General features: G+C 59.0%; 15 protein-coding genes. 12 read left to right on the plus strand and 3 right to left on the minus strand.

The window, feature by feature from the left end; translation table 11 throughout:
* The first annotated feature begins 63 nt into the window (after positions 1-63).
* Complete coding sequence (locus ACMG4N_RS04890; protein WP_158672431.1) at positions 64-438, plus strand: hypothetical protein; 375 nt, start codon at positions 64-66, stop codon at positions 436-438.
* Between the two features lie 165 nt (positions 439-603).
* Positions 604-1128, plus strand: a complete 525-nt coding sequence (locus ACMG4N_RS04895) for a DUF6988 family protein (RefSeq protein WP_414433302.1) — start codon at positions 604-606, stop codon at positions 1126-1128.
* A 128-nt stretch (positions 1129-1256) separates the two neighbouring features.
* Here ACMG4N_RS04895 and argA read toward each other — a convergent pair whose 3' ends face one another.
* The 3 genes from argA to ACMG4N_RS04910 all read right to left on the minus strand — a co-directional run bounded on the left by argA (position 1257) and on the right by ACMG4N_RS04910 (position 4684).
* Positions 1257-2576, minus strand: a complete 1320-nt coding sequence (argA, locus tag ACMG4N_RS04900; protein ID WP_297769486.1) for an amino-acid N-acetyltransferase — start codon at positions 2574-2576, stop codon at positions 1257-1259.
* Between the two features lie 148 nt (positions 2577-2724).
* Positions 2725-3993 (minus strand): inorganic phosphate transporter, encoded by a 1269-nt coding sequence (locus tag ACMG4N_RS04905; protein WP_272975560.1) that lies wholly within the window; start codon positions 3991-3993, stop codon positions 2725-2727.
* 10 nt (positions 3994-4003) lie between these two features.
* A complete protein-coding gene (locus ACMG4N_RS04910; protein ID WP_272975561.1) occupies positions 4004-4684 on the minus strand; it encodes a TIGR00153 family protein in 681 nt (226 codons plus the stop codon).
* A gap of 323 nt (positions 4685-5007) precedes the next feature.
* Here ACMG4N_RS04910 and ACMG4N_RS04915 point away from each other — a divergent pair, with 323 nt between their 5' ends.
* From ACMG4N_RS04915 to ACMG4N_RS04960, 10 genes are all read left to right on the plus strand, one after another.
* The gene (locus tag ACMG4N_RS04915; protein WP_297770809.1) at positions 5008-6744 is read left to right on the plus strand and encodes a GspE/PulE family protein; all 1737 of its coding nucleotides are present in this window, start codon (positions 5008-5010) and stop codon (positions 6742-6744) included.
* A gap of 208 nt (positions 6745-6952) precedes the next feature.
* A complete protein-coding gene (glnE, locus tag ACMG4N_RS04920) occupies positions 6953-9823 on the plus strand; it encodes a bifunctional [glutamate--ammonia ligase]-adenylyl-L-tyrosine phosphorylase/[glutamate--ammonia-ligase] adenylyltransferase (RefSeq protein WP_297769491.1) in 2871 nt (956 codons plus the stop codon).
* 36 nt (positions 9824-9859) lie between these two features.
* On the plus strand, positions 9860-10786 hold the full coding sequence (locus tag ACMG4N_RS04925; protein WP_272962728.1) for a branched-chain amino acid transaminase: 927 nt from the start codon (positions 9860-9862) through the stop codon (positions 10784-10786).
* Between the two features lie 8 nt (positions 10787-10794).
* Positions 10795-11853 (plus strand): lipopolysaccharide heptosyltransferase II, encoded by a 1059-nt coding sequence (gene waaF, locus ACMG4N_RS04930; RefSeq protein WP_297769495.1) that lies wholly within the window; start codon positions 10795-10797, stop codon positions 11851-11853.
* A 24-nt stretch (positions 11854-11877) separates the two neighbouring features.
* Positions 11878-12903, plus strand: coding sequence for a lipopolysaccharide heptosyltransferase I (gene waaC / locus ACMG4N_RS04935; RefSeq protein WP_297769498.1), 1026 nt, complete (start codon positions 11878-11880; stop codon positions 12901-12903).
* Positions 12900-13994, plus strand: a complete 1095-nt coding sequence (locus ACMG4N_RS04940; RefSeq protein ID WP_297769500.1) for a glycosyltransferase family 4 protein — start codon at positions 12900-12902, stop codon at positions 13992-13994. The genes waaC and ACMG4N_RS04940 overlap by 4 nt, the downstream gene beginning before the upstream one ends.
* A complete protein-coding gene (rfaP, locus tag ACMG4N_RS04945; RefSeq protein ID WP_297769502.1) occupies positions 13991-14839 on the plus strand; it encodes a lipopolysaccharide core heptose(I) kinase RfaP in 849 nt (282 codons plus the stop codon). Before ACMG4N_RS04940 ends, rfaP begins: the two co-directional genes overlap by 4 nt.
* A 4-nt stretch (positions 14840-14843) precedes the next feature.
* Complete coding sequence (locus tag ACMG4N_RS04950; RefSeq protein ID WP_297769505.1) at positions 14844-16268, plus strand: lipopolysaccharide kinase InaA family protein; 1425 nt, start codon at positions 14844-14846, stop codon at positions 16266-16268.
* Positions 16265-17218, plus strand: coding sequence for a glycosyltransferase (locus tag ACMG4N_RS04955; protein WP_297769509.1), 954 nt, complete (start codon positions 16265-16267; stop codon positions 17216-17218). Before ACMG4N_RS04950 ends, ACMG4N_RS04955 begins: the two co-directional genes overlap by 4 nt.
* The gene (locus ACMG4N_RS04960; RefSeq protein ID WP_297769512.1) at positions 17215-17991 is read left to right on the plus strand and encodes a sulfotransferase family protein; all 777 of its coding nucleotides are present in this window, start codon (positions 17215-17217) and stop codon (positions 17989-17991) included. Before ACMG4N_RS04955 ends, ACMG4N_RS04960 begins: the two co-directional genes overlap by 4 nt.
* Positions 17992-17993 lie beyond the last annotated feature (2 nt).

Genomic DNA, 17993 nt, shown 5'->3' on the forward strand with positions numbered 1-17993 from the left:
GTTGTCGGACTGGTTTTACGCTGCGCTACAAACCAGCCGCAAATGCGGGCGTTAGGCTGATATATGCCACTAGATAATCTTTACAGTAATTTCAGGGCTGAATTCCCAGAAGTAACACGATTAGCTGATCGCAAGCATATCCAGGAGTGGGATTCGGTTGATCCTGAAATGGCATTCAGTTGGTTCGAAAGTCTAGCGAAAGCCATAAATCTGGAAATGAGTAGGGCTGCCCCTGTAGAACAATACCTTCCTGTTTTTGAATTCTTTCGCAGGGAGTTCATGCTTGGAACTGAAGAAGAGAAGAAGTGTATTGATGCTTCCTTTGTCGAGAACCTCTTCTGGGGAGTGGATAAAGTGAAGGCAAAAAATTACTGGCTGGCTTTTCCTGATGTATTAAAGAAGCTATATGTTGCTTTTCATGGTAGGGGGCCAGCCTAACAATGCCATGCATGCGACAAGCGCATGATGGCGGGCGTTATTAACTTAAGGGAATTTATCATAGACAAGTTGCTCGTGAGATCTTCAGAATTTGAAGATTATGTAGTGCATATCCTAAGGCACCCCCTTTACGATAACTCTGACAGAATAAGAGTCAGCAAAATCATGTGCAGTGTCTCTCTGGAACATGCAGAGAGCTTCAAAATTCTATTGGTTTCAAGGAATTTTACTTCAGCTATAAGTCTGCTCCGCCTCCAATTTGAGTGCTTGGTGCGGGGCATGTGGATATTCTATGCAGCTCCAGAAACAGCATTGAGAAAGCTGACGGCCGAACTGAGCGAAGATAGCCAAAAAAGAGCGAACAATCTCCCGATGCTGAGTGAAATGATTAGTCATCTTGAAAGGAAAGCGCCCAAAAATGCTATTGATCCAATCCTAGAGTTTAAAGAATATTCTTGGAAGCCATTGAGTTCTTATGTGCATGGAGGCCTTCATGCGATTGACCGCCACAGCAAAGGCTATCCCACCCAAATACTAGAGCAGGCACTTAAAGCATCAAATGGTGTAAATGGATTGGTTGCTGTGTTCGGATCAATACTTACTGGTCAACATCAGCTAACCAAAGAAGTGTATAAATCATTCGATGAATACTCAGACTGTTTCCAAGCTAAGGGCGCAGTTGTTTTATAATAAGTGGTTCCAGTTGACGCCTGCGGCGCAACTGAGCCAAGCGTTCATTCCTTGCAAGCCCTTCGCCATGCGAGCATGGCTCCAACGCCAACCGTGCGGTGGCTGTGTAGCTGGCTGGGCGGCGTTGGTCAAAGCCCCTTCACAAACACCTTCGAATTCCGCTGCCAGTTATACAGCGACTTCCGGGCCCCCGGCAGCGCTTCCACGCCAGCCAGCTCAAACCCCTGCTGCTGAAACCAGTGAGCGGTCAGGGTGGTGAGCACGAACAGGCTGGTTAGCCCCTGTTCCTTTGCCCTCCGTTCCAGATAGCCCAGTAGCTGGGCGCCGCGTTCGCCCTTGCGATAGCCGGGGTGGACGGCCACGCAGGCCAGTTCGCCGGTCTTGTCGTCCGGGAAGGGGTAGAGGGCGGCGCAGGCGACTACCATGCCGTCGCGTTCGATGATGGCGAAGCGCTGGATTTCGTTTTCCAGCAGTTCCCGGGAACGGCGCACCAGGGTGCCGTCCGCTTCCAGGGGTTCGATCAGTTCCAGGATGCCGCCCACGTCGTCGATGCGGGCGCCACGCAGTGTCTCGTAGGTTTCCCGGGTGACCAGGGTGCCGCAGCCGTCGCGGGTGAACAGTTCCTTGAGCAGGGCGCCGTCGTCGTTGGCATCGATCAGGTGGGCCCGGCCGACGCCGTTGCTGGCCGCGTGGCAGGCGGCGGTGAGCTGTCGATCCACGCCGTTGTCTTGGTACTGGTCACCGGCAAGCAATTTGCCTGCCTGCTGGGGGCTGAGTTCGCGGACCAGGTTGCCTTCCGGGTCGGCCAGGCGCAGGTCATCACCCATCAGGATGAGCTTGTCTGCGCCCAGGGCGATGGCGGCGGTGGAGGCGACTTCTTCCGCATTCACGTTGAACAGTTCACCGGTGGGCGAGCAGCCCAGGGGTGACAGCAGCACCACATTGCCATTGCTCAGTTGCTGGCGGATGGCGTCCACTTCGATGCGCCGCACTTCGCCGGTGTGCTGGTAGTCAAAACCGTTGCGTACCCCTACCGGCTTGGCGACCACGAAATTACCGCTGATCAGGCGGATACCGGCGTTGTACATGGGGGAGTTGGCCAGCCCCATGGAGAACAGCCCTTCCAGTTTCAGGCGCAGGGCACCCACCGCCGCCATGACACCGTTGAGGGCGGCGCTGTCAGTGATGCGCATGTGTTGTTCGAAGGTGGATTCGATGCCGGATTCCGCCAGCCGCGCGCTGATCTGCGGGCGGGCGCCGTGGACCAGTACCAGCTTGATCCCCAGGCTGTTGAGCAGGGCCAGGTCGTGAATCAGGGTAGGCAGGCGCGGGCCGTCCAGCAGTTCGCCGGAAAGCATGACCACAAAGGTGCGCCCCCGATGGGCGTTAATGTACGGGGACGAATTGCGGAACCAGTGGACCTGATTGTCGGGGGTGGTGCTGGGCACGGCATGTCTCGGCGGTTGGTGGCTGACAGGCCAGTATAGCCAGCGGATCACGCTTGATGCCAGATGCTGAACGCTGAACAGAAACAAAAACGCCGCCCCGAAGGGCGGCGTTAGCGTCAGGCATCAAGCGTCCTGCGTCTGGCTTCTGCTACGCCCCGAACAGGCCCTTGAAGAAGTAGAAGAACAGAATGGACAGCAGGGCCCCGGCCGGCAGGGTCACCACCCAGGAGGTAAAGATGGTGCTGACCACCCGCAGGTTCAGTGAGCCGATGCCGCGGGCCATGCCGACACCCAGGATCGCCCCCACCAGGGTGTGGGTGGTGGAGATGGGCAGGCCAGTGCCGGAGGCCAGGATCACCGTGCCGGCAGCGCCCAGCTCGGCGGCGAAGCCGCGGCTGGGGGTCAGCTCGGTGATGTTCTTGCCCACCGTGGCCATCACCCGAGCGCCGAGAATGGCGAGGCCGAAGACGATGCCCATGGCGCCGACCAGCAGAATCCAGCCTGGCATGGCGGCTTCCCCGCCGATTACGCCTTCGTTGACGATGACACTGTTGATGGCGGCTAGCGGCCCCACCGCGTTGGCCACATCATTGGAGCCGTGAGCGAAGGCCATGGCACAGGCGGTGAAGATCATCAGTACGGCAAAGATGCGCTCCACGGAGTGAAAGCGGAAATCCTTGTCGGCTTCCGGGTTGGGCTGGATACGGCTGAGAATAGCGGCGCCGATCACGGCGACTATCAGGCCGCCAACGGCGGACCAGCCAAGACTGGCGCCATAGCTGATTTCCAGGCCGATATGCTTGAGGCCTTTCAGCAGGGTGACGGCGCTAATCGCGAAGCCCACCAGGAACATGTAGAAGGGCACCACCCGCTTGGCTCGCTGGAAGGGGTCGTCCTGGTTGAGTACCAGTTTCTGCACGCTCTTGATCAGGGCAAAGGAAATAAAGCCTGCCAGTAAGGGAGAGGTCACCCAACTGGCGACGATGTTGCCCACTTTGCCCCAGTTGACCGCATCCATGCCCACGCCCACAGCAGCAAAGCCGACAATGGCGCCGACGATGGAGTGGGTAGTGGAGACCGGCCAGCCGAACCAGGAGGCCACGATCAGCCAAATCCCGGCGGCCAGCAGGGCGGACATCATCCCGTACACCAGATAGTGGGGGAACTCGGCAAAGACGCCGGCATCGACGATGCCCTTGCGCACGGTGGCAGTGACTTCGCCACCAGCCAGATAGGCACCACAGAACTCAAAGACGATGGCAATCATCACGGCTTGCTTGACCGTCAGGGCGCCGGAGCCAACCGAGGTGCCCATGGCGTTGGCCACGTCGTTGGCGCCCACGCCCCAGGCCATCAGAAAGCCGAAAGCGCCGGCCAGCAACAGCATCAGGTAGCTGTGTTCAATCATCCACTCCATACGATAGCTCCTAGCGTGCGACCAACATCTGCAGGCGGCCGCCCACTTTCTGGGCGCGATCGGCGAGATCGCCTACCCATTCGATGATCTTGTAGAGAAAAATGACATCCACCGGGGGCAGTTCGCTTTCCAGCTTGAACAGGGTGGAGCGGATGGTGATTTGCTGCTCGTCGTTATTGCGTTCCAGCCGGTCCAGCTCTTCGATGAGCTCTTCCACGATCTGGATTTCACGGCCGCTGAAGCCGGTCTCGATCAGCTCATCCAGTTCGTTGATGGCTTTCTGGGCCTGAGCAGAGGTGTCGATGGCGCCCTGCACATAGTCGCGCATTACCTCGGCCAGTACCGGCGGGATGCTCATCTGCCGGCCCAGCATCAGCCCGGAGATGTCCTTGGCCTTGTTGGCCACCTTGTCCTGCACGCTGATCAAATCGAGTAGATCGGTGCGGGGCATTGGCAGAAACAGACTTTTGGGCAGGTTCAGGCGGAACTCTTTTTTCAGTTCGTCGGCCTGGTTTTCCAGCTCGGCGATGCGCTTGCGGGCAGCGCGTGCCTTGTCCCAGTCACCGTCGGTAACGGCGGCGAAGAAATCTGCCAGGGTGCGGGCACAATCGTGAACGGTGTCGTAGTGTTGCTGCAGGGGCTTGATGGGGGAGCGGCCAAAGAGGCCGGCAATGGAGCTTCCAAAGGACATAGGCGCCTCGGATCCAGAGTCAGAGTAAAACCTGAAGCTGAGGCTTCAGGTGGAATCAGTGTCCCACTTTCCCGGGCGGTCGCCCAGAGGGAGAGGGCTCGGGTCATGGCACGACCGTGCATCTGTCACAGATGTGTCATGAAACTGGTCGCGAGTATAGTCAAAGCCGCCGGGGCTGTCAGGGGTTCAATGTTAGGGTTACAGTACTAGGACAAAATAATGAGGCCGCATGACGGCCCGTTAGTGAAATCGGAGAGTCTTGAGTGAACGCTACCGCCAATCCCGCCAAACTGGATGGTCTGCTGATTGATGTGCGCTGGCTGATGCGCGAGTTGCTGGAAGAGGGGCGTGTCAGTCAGGAGGATTTTAATGTCATTTCCACCACGCCGCGGGAAAAGAAGGAGCTGAATTGGCATCCGATTCAGGTGCTGGCCAAGTATCGGCTGACTGATCAGACCAATACTCACCAGCTGCTGGATGTGGACTTCCTTACCCATTGGCTGGGAGAAAAGGCGGGTATTCCGGTCTGCCATATTGACCCACTCAAGGTGCATGTGGACCAGGTTACCAATGTGATGAGCTACGCCTTTGCCGAGCGCCACGGCATCGTGGCGGTGGAGGTGCTGCGCGACAAGGTGGTGGTAGCCTGTGATCAGCCCTTCGTGCGTGACTGGCAGGCCCACCTCAAGCAGGTGCTGCGCGATCGGGAGCTGGAGGTGGTGCTGGCCAATCCGGAGCAGCTGCGCCGCTACCGGGTTGAGTTCTATAACCTGAGCCGTTCCATCGCCGGGGCCTCCGGCAACACCGGCCAGGAAATGTCCGGCATTACCAACTTCGAGCAGTTGCTGGAAGTAGGTAAGGGCCACCACGATGCGGACGATCAGCACATCGTCAATATCGTGGACTGGATTCTGCAGTACGCATTCTCCCAGCGGGCCAGCGATATCCACCTAGAGCCACGCCGGGAAACCGGCAAGATGCGCTTTCGTATTGATGGCGTGCTGCACGATGTCTACGAACTGCCAGCGGCGATCATGGCGGCGGTGACCAGCCGGTTGAAAATTCTCAGCCGCCTGAATGTGGCGGAAAAGCGTAAACCCCAGGATGGCCGTTTGAAGACCAAGTCGCCGGAGGGGGATGAGATCGAGCTGCGTATCTCTACCCTGCCCACCGCCTTCGGGGAGAAGATGGTGATGCGGGTGTTCGACCCGGATGTGCTGGTGCGCAGTTTCGAGCAGATGGGTTTTACTACCGAGGATTACGAGGCCTGGCAGCGCATGACGTCCCACCCCCATGGGATCATCTTTGTCACCGGGCCCACCGGTTCAGGCAAGACCACCACCCTGTATTCCACTCTCAAGCAGTTGGCTACCAGCGAAGTGAATGTCTGCACCATTGAAGATCCCATCGAAATGGTGGAGCCCAGCTTCAACCAGATGCAGGTGCAGGCCAATATCGACGTGAGTTTCGCTCAGGGGGTCAAGGCCATGCTGCGCCAGGACCCGGATATCATCATGATCGGCGAGATCCGCGACCTGGCCACGGCGGATATGGCGATTCAGGCGGCGCTTACCGGTCACCTGGTGTTGTCCACGTTGCATACCAACGATGCGCCGTCGTCCATTACCCGGTTGGTAGATCTGGGGGTGCCGCCCTACATGATCAGCGCCACGGTACTCGGGGTCATGGCCCAGCGGCTTATTCGCACTCTCTGTCCCCACTGCAAGCAAGCCACGGAGACCGATGTGCAGGCCTGGGAGGAACTGGTGCGGCCTTTCAAGATGAAGCCGCCGGAAACCATCTATCGGCCGGTGGGTTGCCTGGAGTGTCGGGATACTGGTTACCTTGGCCGCATGGGGGTCTATGAAGCCATGCCGCTGAATACCGGCCTGAAACAGCAGATTTCCCGGGGCGCCGAACTGGAGACGCTCACCCGCCAGTCTCTGAAGAATGGCATGAAGCCCCTGCGCATCAGTGGTGCCATGAAAGTGGCCAAGGGGCTGACCACCATTGAAGAGGTGATGCGGGTGACACCGTCCCAGGATATTTTGCTGGGGTGAATTAGCTACAAGCTTCAAGCTGCAAGCTACAAGGCGCGGGGAGATGGCGGTGCCACCGGTGCGGGTCGGGCTCCGCGTTTGTTCCATGGGGGCTGACTCCGTTGCCATCAGCGCGAGGCAGCAAAGTTGGCCTGTATATCGCTCCTCTTTCCCCGCGTTGCAGCTTGATGCTTGTAGCTTGCAGCCCGCCGTATAACAATAGCCGCCCATGAAAGAACCCCAATATCACGCTCTGCCGGATGAACTATCGGTGCTGGTCAGCCAGCACTGGCAACACTTTGTGGAATCCGGTCATCGTATCCCCGACGCCCTGCTTGATGACCTGCCCCGTGTGTGGGCGGGCTCTGACTATGTGGCGCAGCAGTTTCAGCGTGATCCAGGCTTGGGCCAGTGGCTTGAGGATAGTGATCCAAGTGGCGCCCTGGTGGAAAGTTCGCTCCGTGAGACCGTGCAGGAGCAGTTGGCCGCCTGCCACAACGAGGATGAGCTCAAGCGCGCCCTGCGCCGTCTGCGCCACCGACACATGGTGCGCATCATCTGGCGGGATCTGGCCGGGATTGGGGATTATCACAGTACTGTGGCGGATCTGTCGCTGCTGGCAGACACCCTGATTCAGGAAGCGCTGGCCGTGCTGCATGGCTGGGCCTGCGAGAAAAGCGGCACCCCGGTGGGGCCGGATGGCAAGCCGGTAAAGTTGGTGGTGCTGGCCATGGGCAAGCTGGGGGCGCGGGAGCTGAACCTGTCCTCGGACATTGATCTGATTTTTGCCTATGAGCATGAAGGCGAGATCGAGGGTGAGCGACGCAGCCTTAGCCACCACCAGTTTTTCGTGCGCCTGGGTCAGCAGCTGATCAAGGCGCTGGATCAGCCCACCGCTGATGGCTTCGTATTCCGGGTGGACATGCGCCTGCGCCCCTGGGGCAAGAGCGGCGTGCTGGCCATCGGTTTCGATGCCATGGAAGGCTACTACGAAACCCAGGGGCGCGAGTGGGAACGCTATGCACTGATCAAGATGCGCCCGGTGGGTGGCGATCTGCAGGCCGGCAAGCGCCTGATCAAGCGGCTCAATCCGTTCGTCTATCGCCGGTATATCGACTACGGCGCCTTCCACTCCCTGCGTGAGATGAAATCCCTGATTGAGCGGGAAGTGAACCGCAAGGGCATGCAGGCGGATGTGAAGCTGGGTGCTGGCGGCATCCGTGAAGTGGAGTTCATTGTTCAGGCGTTTCAGTTGATCCGTGGTGGCCAGCTGCCGGCCTTGCGGGAACCGAATCTGATCAAGGTGCTGCCGCAACTGGTGGAGCTGGAATTGCTGCCCGAGGATGTGGCGGATGAGCTGACCGAAGCCTATCTGTTCCTGCGGGACGTGGAGCACCGACTGCAGGGGGTGGGCGATAAGCAGACCCAGCGTCTGCCGGACGACGAGCTGGGCTGGCAGCGTCTGACCTTTGCCATGGGCTTTTCTGCCCGCGCCGCCTTCGAGCGCAAGTTACGTCGTTTCCGGGAAAGCGTGCGTCATCATTTCAGCCAAGTGATTGCCGACCCGGAACAGGAAACCGATGCCGCCCAGGGCGCCGATCAGGAGCTGCTGGATCTGTGGCTGGGCGAACTGGATGAAGATCAGGCTGCGGCTCAGCTGGCAGCCATCGGCGTGCAGGAGGGCGAAAAGGTCTACGCCCATCTGAATGATTTCCGCGAAGGTCGCTCGGTGCAGAACATGCAGGCGATCGGCCGCGAGCGGCTGGACCGCCTGATGCCCTTGCTGTTGGAGGCGCTGGGCTATCAGGGCCATGGCGAAACCACCGTGGTGCGGCTGCTGGCCTTTGTGGAAGCCGTGTTGCGCCGTAGTGCCTACATTGCCCTGCTGGTGGAAAACCCCAGTGCCCTGACCCAGCTGGTGAAGCTGTCTGGCGCCAGCCCCTGGATTGCCGAGCGTCTCACCCTGCATCCGGTGCTGCTGGACGAATTGCTGGATGTGCGAACTCTCTATTCGCCGCCGGAGCGGGCAGAGCTGGACGACGAGCTGCGTCAGCAATTGCTGCGCGTGGCCGAGGATGATCTGGAACAGCAGATGGAGGTGCTGCGTAACTTCAAGCAAGCGCACTTGCTGCGGGTGGCAGCCTCGGAAGTGACCGAGGTGCTGCCACTGATGAAGGTCAGCGACTACCTCACCTGGCTGGCGGAAAGCATTCTCAATCAGGTGGTGATGCTGGCCTGGGAGCCGCTGGTGGAGCGACACGGTCGTCCCTCGCGGACCGATGGTCAGCCCTGCAGCCCGGATTTCGTGGTAGCAGGCTACGGCAAGCTGGGCGGTATCGAGCTTGGCCACAACTCCGATCTGGATCTGGTGTTCCTCCATGATGCGGCCAGCGGTGGTGTGACCGATGGCGACAAGCCGGTGTCCAACGAGCAATTCTATGCCCGCCTGGGGCAGCGCATCATCCACATCCTTTCCACTCGTACCATGAGTGGCCAACTCTACGAAGTGGACACCCGCTTGCGCCCCTCCGGCAGTGCCGGCCTGCTGGTGAGTTCCATGGATTCCTTCGAGAAATATCAGCTTAATGATGCCTGGACCTGGGAGCACCAGGCCCTGGTGCGGGCCCGCGTGGTGGCTGGTTGCAACCAGGCCCGGGCACGCTTTGATGCGATCCGTCACCAGGTGCTGTGCGCCGAGCGCCCCCTGGACAAGCTGCGCGAAGATGTCCTGGCCATGCGCGACAAGATGGTCGACCACCTGGGGGAGAAAGGGGAGGACCGCTTCCATCTCAAGCAGGACCCGGGTGGTATCGTTGATATCGAATTTATGGTGCAATACGGGGTTCTGAGATGGGCCTCCTCCCACGGTGAACTGACCCGCTTCACCGATAATGTGCGGCTGCTCGAAACACTGGCTGCACTGGATATTATGTCGGCACAGGATGCCGGCCTGCTGCGGGAAGCGTACCTCGCTTACCGATCCGCGGCTCATCGCGCCTCGTTGCGCAAAGAGAAATCCATTGTCGACGACACTCAATTCCGCGATTTGCGTGAAGGCGTGCGAGCGATCTGGAAGCACTGGTTCGACCTGCAGGGCTGACACCTGCAGGTCCTTAGCTCTGGGAGTATCACTGCCATGTCGATGGCTGTAAGAGACGGTTTTATCTGGTTGGATGGCGAACTGGTTCCCTGGCAGGACGCCAAGGTTCACGTGCTGACGCACACTCTGCATTATGGCATGGGCGTATTCGAAGGCGTGCGCGCCTATGAGACGGCAAAGGGGCCGGCGATTTTTCGTCTGCAGGATCACACCGACCGCTTTTTTAACAGTGCGCATATCCTCAACATGAAACTGCCCTTTAGCAAAGAGCAGATCAACGAGGCGCACCTGTCGTCTATTCGGGAAAACAATTTACCTCACGCTTACCTGCGCCCGATGGCCTTTTATGGCAGCGAAGGGATGGGCCTGCGCGCCCACAATCTGAAAGTGCATGTCATGGTGGCAGCCTGGGAATGGCCGTCCTACATGTCTCCGGAAGCCCTGGAGCTGGGCATCAAGGTGCGCACCTCCAGCTACACCCGTCACCACGTGAACATCACCATGTGCAAGGCGAAGGCCAACGGCAATTACATGAATTCCATGTTGGCCCTCAATGAAGCCCTGTCCGGCGGTGCCGATGAGGCGCTGCTGCTGGACAACGAAGGCTATGTGGCAGAAGGCTCCGGCGAAAACGTATTCCTGGTTCGTGACGGCGTGCTTTACACCCCGGAACTGACGTCCTGTCTGGACGGCATTACCCGTAAAACCATCATTCAGCTGGCTGAAGAACGCGGTTATCCGGTGCGCGAAAAACGCATTACCCGCGATGAGCTGTATATCGCCGACGAAGCTTTCTTCACCGGCACAGCCGCTGAAGTGATGCCGATCCGCGAACTGGATGGCCGCATCATCGGTGAAGGCAAGCGCGGCCCAATCACCGAGCAATTGCAGGCGGTGTATTTCGACCTGGTGCGCGGCAAACTGGATGACAACTACGGAGACTGGCTCACTTACGTGAGCTGAGCAGGCGTATGCCGGCAATCTTGTCCGACTCGCCCTCCGCCATCCTTGTCGTCGGCCCATCCTGGGTCGGCGACATGGTCATGGCCCAGACCCTGTTTTCCGAACTGCGTCGCCAATACCCCGATTGTGCCATCGACGTGCTGGCGCCTGCCTGGTGTCGGCCGTTGCTGTCGCGCATGCCGGAAGTGCGCGAAGCGCTCTCGCTGCCTTTTGACCACGGCGATCTGAAGCTGGGTGAGCGGCATGCGCTGGGCAAATCCCTGCGTGGTCAGTATCAGCACAGTTATGTGCTACCCAATTCCCTCAAATCCGCATTGGTGCCCTGGTCGGCGAAGATCCCGCGGCGCATTGGCTGGCGTGGGGAAATGCGTTACGGCCTGCTTAACGACGTGCGCAAGCTGGACAAGGAAGGCCATCCGTTGATGGTGCAGCGTTTTGTAGCGCTGGCACTGCCACCGGAGGCGCCGGCACCGAAACTGGATACCATTACTGCGCCGCATCTGGAAGTCAGTGAAGACTCGCTTCAAGACGCTATCGCGATACATGGCCTTGATACGCAACGGCCGGTGCTGGGCCTGTGTCCCGGTGCCGAATTCGGCCCGTCCAAACGCTGGCCGGAGCATCATTATGCGGCGGTAGCACAGCACTGGATCGAGCACGGTGGCCAGGTATGGATCTTCGGCTCCGGCAAGGATCAGCCCGTGGCCGATACCATTGTTGAAATGCTGGAAAACAGTGCGGATGAGCATGCCGTGGTACTGGCGGGGAATACGTCCCTGGAGCAGGCAGTGGACCTGCTGTCGGCTACCACCGCGGTGGTCAGCAACGATTCCGGGCTGATGCATATCGCCGCCGCGCTCAAGCGTCCGTTGGTAGCGGTGTACGGCTCCACCTCGCCGGGTTTTACCCCGCCGTTGGGCGATAGAGTGGCTGTGGTGCGGCTGGGGCTGGAATGCAGCCCCTGTTTCGAACGGGAATGCCCGCTGGGGCATTTGAACTGTCTGCGCCAGCTGCCCCCCTCGCAGGTGATCGACGCCCTGCAGCAGCTGGAAAGCGCGGATGCCTGACGTTGACGGCGAGCGGGTTCTGATATGCGTGTCCTGCTGATCAAAACCTCCTCCATGGGGGATGTGATCCACACCCTGCCGGCGCTGACCGATGCGCTGTCGGCCATTCCCGGACTGCAGGTGGACTGGGTGGTGGAAGAGGCTTTTGCCGACCTGGCCCGTCGCCACCCGGCGGTCCATCAGGTTTTTCCTTGTGCCTTGCGCCGCTGGCGTAAGCATCCTCTCAAGGCCCGCCGTTCCGGTGAATGGGCCGAATTCAAGTCCGCGGTTCAGGCAACGTCTTATGATGCGGTGATCGATGCCCAGGGTCTGATCAAGAGCGCCTTCGTGACCCGTTTGGCACGCGGAAAAAAATTCGGGCTGGACAAGCAGTCCGCCCGGGAAGGCTTGTCTGCCAGAGCTCTTGATTATCCTCTGCCGGTGGCGAAGGGGCAGCATGCCATCGACCGGGTGCGTCAATTGTTTGCGCTGGCGCTGTCCTACGACCTGCCCGATGGTGCCCCGGATTACGGCCTGCCGCGCAGCCATGTGCCCACACCGTTGAGCCGCCCGGCACAACTGGTGTTTTGCCATGGCACCACCTGGCCGACCAAACATTATCCGGAAGCCTTCTGGCGTCAGCTGCTCGAGCTAGCCACCAGTGAGGGCCATACGGTTTTTTTGCCCTGGGGTAACGATGCAGAACAATCCCGTGCCCAGCGCCTGAGCGAAGGGCTGGATGGCGCCCGGGTTTTACCGAAAATGGGGCTGGATGCGCTCACCGACAAACTGCTCAGTTGGGATGCGTTCATTGCCGTTGATACCGGCCTGGCTCACCTGGCCGCTGCCGCCGGCTTGCCTGGCGTAGCGCTCTATGGTCCTACCGATCCGGTATTGACCGGGGTGCGTGGCATTCAAGCGCACTCCCTGGCTGCAGATTTTCCCTGCGCACCCTGCGTGCAGGAAAAATGCACCTATCGCGGAGAACTGGGCAAGGGTGTGGAGCCGCCCTGTTTCAGCAGCCTGAAACCGAAACAGGTGTGGCGGGAACTGCGGAGACGTACCGCATGAAGCTGGCCATGGCGCTCTATCACTACTTCCCCTATGGCGGTCTGCAGCGGGATTTCGCCCGTATCGCCCGCGAAGCGGTGAGGCGTGGCCATGAGGTGGTAGCCCTGGTCAGTGACTGGCAGGGGGACACCATTGATGGGGTTACGGTTCAGCGCGTTGCTGTTTCCGGCGGCAGCAATCATGGCCGCATGCGTTCCTTTGCCAAGGGGGTGCTGGCCGCCCGGGAGACGGGAGAATTCGACCGGGTGGTAGGGTTCAATCGCCTGGCCGGACTGGATGTGTACTTCGCCGCCGACAGCTGTTTTGCCGAGCACGTAAACAGCAAGCCGAAGCCGGTTCGCTGGCTGCCCCGTTATGCTACCTACCTGAAACTGGAGCAGGCGGTGACGGCGGCCAATGGCCCCCTGATCCTGTTCCTCAACGACGACCAGCGTGACCAGTACCTAGGCCATTATCCGCTGGCGGAAAACCGTTATGCTTTGCTGCCGCCGGGGATCGAGAGGGACCGTCAACGGCCTGATGACCACAAAGCCTTGCGGCAACAAACCCGTGCCAGCCTGGGTATCGATGAGCAGGATACCCTGCTGCTGTTTCTTGGCTCTGGCTTCAAGGTCAAGGGGCTGGACCGGGCGTTGAAGGCCTTCGCCACTCTGCCAGAAACCGTGAAGTTGATGATCGTGGGCAACGATCAGGCGGAGCCTTATCTGTCCGGTCTGCCCGAAGCCCTGCGCCGTCGCATTCTGGTGCTGGGTCCGCGGGATGATGTCACGGCCCTGATGCAGGCCGCAGACCTGCTGCTGCACCCGGCCTATCGGGAGTCCGCCGGCATGGTGCTGCTGGAGGCTACGGTGGCAGGATTGCCGGTGCTGACCACGGACACCTGTGGCTATGCCCGCTATGTCCGCGAGGCCGGCTCCGGGGAAGTCATTGCGTCCCCGTTCAGTCAACAGGCGCTGGCCGATACCCTGCAGAAAATGGTCAGCCAGTTGCCTGGGCCCTGGCAGGAAAATGGGGTGGAGTATGGCCGTAACCCGGCCCTCTATTGTCTGGCCCAGACGGTGGTGGATCATGTGGAGGGCTGGACGCCGTGAAACTTTTTCTGCGCGATGACATCGTCGCCCTGTGGGGCGACCGCGACCCTTTCGATCAGGCCGCCGAACAGGATGGGGAAATTTTCCGGGCCCGGGAGGGGCGTCGCACCCTGCGCTTTACCGGCAACGGGCGCAGCTATTTTCTCAAGTACCACGGTGGCATCGGCTGGAAGGAAATTTTCAAGAATCTAACCCAGGGCAAGTTACCGGTGCTGGGTGCCATGGACGAGGTGACTGCCATCGATGCAGTGCGTGGCGCCGGCCTGGATACCATGACAATTGCCGCCTATGGCTCGCGGGGCAGTAACCCGGCGTCGGTGGAATCCTTCATCATTACCGATGATCTGGTGGGGACCCTGAGCCTGGAAGATCTGGGTGAGCGTTGGGTAAAAGACCCACAGGCCATGCCGGCGATTTTCAAACGGGCACTGATCGAGCGGGTGGCCACTATTGCCCGCACCATGCACGGTGCGGGCATCAACCACCGGGATTTCTATCTCGCCCATTTTCTGATGCGCGACAGTGATGCGGCGTCGAACAACGCGGATGGCCCCTTGTATCTGATCGACCTGCATCGCTCCCAGGTGCGTGGCCAGGTGCCTCGTCGCTGGCGTATCAAGGACCTCGGTGGCCTGTATTTTTCCACCGCCCGGTTCGGCATGACCCGTCGCGATCTGTTGCGGTTTATTCGTACCTATAGCGGCATGCCGCTGCGGCAGGCGCTGGCAGAGGGACGCACCTGGTCAGGAGCCCGCCGCGAGGCGGAAAAAATCTATCGCCGTTATTTTGAAGTGGAGCCCGAGCTGCCGCTGCAGTTCAACGAACACCCGGGAAAGGATATCTGATCTGATGGCGGAGTCGTCACAGGACATCACCCAGGCCTTGCTGGCCAGCCGCGAAACCGTTCTGCCGGTGACGCTGAGCGTGGACGGGCAGGTGCTGGAGATGCAGGCTCTACTGCGCTTCATGCCTGAACGTAGGGCTGTCTATTCCGGTCTTCTGGATGGGCAGCCGGTGATTATCAAACTGTTTTCTTCGCATCCTCGTTCCCGTCGTGAAGTGCAGGTCGAACAGCAGCGACTGGCGGCGCTGGCAGAGAAACAGGTGCCGGCTCCCCGGGTATTACTGCGCGACTATCCCGGGGAGGCGGCCTTGTTGGTGCTGGAGCATTTGGGTGAGGTGTCCGCCAAGGTTCGCATGCAGAAAATGTCTGCTGAAAACATTCCCGGGCTGGTGCAGGAACTGGTGGCGCTGACCAGCAAAATGCATCGCCAGGGCGTGATACAGAATGATATTCATCTGGACAATTTTATTTTTTCTGACGGGAATTGGCATGTAATTGATGCGGGTGATGTGGGCGTGGTCGATGCTCCCGTGGAAAAGAGCAAGGCTCTTGCCAATCTGGCTCTGCTGCTCGCCCAGTTTCCGCCCTTGTCTTTGCCTTCGGCGCAGCAGGTCGTCAGCGCTTATGGAGAGTCTTTTTCGTCTCAGCAATTAGCGCAATCCCTGAAAAAAACGCGGCAGATACGTTTACGGAAACTAGTCAAAAAGTCCCTGCGAAACTGTACCGAATTTGTTGAGCTCAATGGTAATGGCTACATCGGTATGGGACGACGTGACGACAGGCCACTGATTGATGTCTTGCTCCATCGTGGGCTGGATGTCTTGCTTGAAGACAGTGAAAGACTCAAGGATGGCAACAGCGCCACTGTCGGACGACTTCAGGTTCAGGGCGAAAGCCTGGTGATCAAGCGCTATAACGTGAAAAGTACCTGGAAGAAACTGGCCCGCCAGTTCAAGAGTCGGGCGAAAAATTCCTGGCTCAATGCGGCCTATCTGGGACTTGTTCAGGTTCCCACTCCTGAGACAGTTTGCTATTTATCCAACAAGCAGTCAGGGCTGACGGACCGTGAATATCTGGTATGCAGGAATGTGGATGGTCGTATGCTGCCGGAAATCTGCGAAGAAGGCGGCGCCTTGCGCGATCAGGCGCTGAGCCAGATGGCTGATTTTTTCGCGGTAATGCGGTTGATGGCGTTCAGCCATGGCGACAGCAAATATACCAATTTTCTGTTTCAGGATGGCCAGCTCCAAGTCCTGGATCTGGATGGCATGAGCCGGGAGCCCGGCAGGGGGCTGGAGCAGGACCTGGCAGATCAGCGCGAGCGCCTTTTTGAAAGTTGGCGTCCCCGTGAAGCCTTGGCTCCGCAAGCCAGGCAGGAATTCAATGCGTTTTACGAGGCGCGCATCAAATCGATTGAGAGCTGGCTATGAAAACCCTGGTTGTGTCCACCGATGGCAAGCTGATGGTCACGCGCCCTCTGTGGGAAGCGGCGAAGCAGCACTTTGATTTCGATCATGTGGAAGTGACCCGGGAACATGGCCTGGAAGCCTATTTCAATGGTGCGGATTTCAGCGGCTATGATCGCGTAATCGCCGATACTAACCTGCGCCGTCTGGGTAAGCGTTATCAGTGTCTCAAACGGGCGCCGGGTCTGGTGATATTCGATCACGATGTATGCCAGAACAATGTCCCCACCAGCGAGTGGTATCGCCGTTACCCGGCGGTGCTTCGTGACCTGGAAAAGGCAAGGATCATCGTGTCCGGTGCCAGCCTGGCGGGACAGCTGCGCGAGGAAGGCATCGACGCCTGTTTTCTTCCCAAGGGCTATGACGGCACAACCATTACTGACCTGGGGTTGGACCGTACCATCGAATCTGCGTTTGTTGGCCGGGTGAAGAACAAGGTCTACAAGCGCCGTAAGCGCTTTTTGTTGAGGCAGGAAAAGCTGGGCAAGGTGCAGCTTCTGCGAGCAGACCCGGGCGAGCCCTATAATCGGTTGCTCAATGAGATCCGGGTGTTTGTCAGCGCAGACATCGGCTTCAATGAATATATGATCAAGAATTTCGAAGCCATGGCGGCGGGCTGTGTATTGCTGGCCTGGCGGCAACCGGTCCTGGAGCAGCAGGAGTTGGGTTTCTTGGAAAACGAGAATGTGGTTCTGTACGACAGTGAAGCGGAATTACATGAAAGGTTGCAATGGCTTCAGGATAACCCTGAAAAGGCCGGGGCTATTGCCCGAGCCGGACAGGAGATCGTGAGCGAACAGCATACCTGGGCCTGCCGTGCTGCCACCTTCCCCGGTTTGCTGGACGCGGAGATCATGAGTGCTCCGGCAGTGAGTTGGAAGGACAGGATACGATTGCTGGGAGCCGGTAAATGAGCGCGACACATCTGCATGTAGTGGGGTGTCCACGCAGTGGCACTACCTTGATGGCGGAAATGCTGGTGGCCTGCTATCCCCATGAAGGTCACTCTGAACATGAAGAAACCATCTTCAAGGTGCCGCCGCAGAAAAGCGGGCTGCGGCTTTCCAAAAAGCCCAATGATGCCCTGTGGATGGCGCCGCTGCTTGATCGTGATCCGAATCTTTATGTGATTGCCATGATGCGTGATCCCCGCTCGGTGATCTGCAGTATGCACAAGGCCTGGCCAGGCATGTATTTCTGCAACTATCCGGTATGGAAGCGGGCAGAAAAAGCCATCACCGATATTCAGGCGCACCCCCGGGTTATGGTGCTGAGGTACGAGGATCTGGTCAGTGACCCCACAGGGGTTCAGCAGCGTATGGAAGATATCTTTCCTTTTTTACGTAGAAGCCATGATTTCGATCGCTTTCATGAAGTGGCCAAGGCTGGACAAGATGCTCAAAACGCCCTCGGTGGGCTCCGCCAGGTGGACCTGTCGCGCATTGCTGGCTGGCGAGAGCATCTGCCACGCCTGAAACAGCAGCTGCTGCGATACCCGCAGCTGGCGCAGGATCTGATCACCCATGGTTACGAGAGCAGTAATGACTGGCAGGCGCAGCTGGACGGGGTGGCAGCAGAAAACTTTCCTTGTCGTTATTCCGACTCTTCCGAGTTCTGGAAGCATCTTGAGCAGAAGCTGCGTTTTGTCGGCAAGCGCCGCCGCTATTTCCGTGACAGGGGGCTTTAACC

This window comes from Alcanivorax sp. IL2, assembly GCF_047495475.1.
GTDB lineage: Bacteria > Pseudomonadota > Gammaproteobacteria > Pseudomonadales > Alcanivoracaceae > Alcanivorax.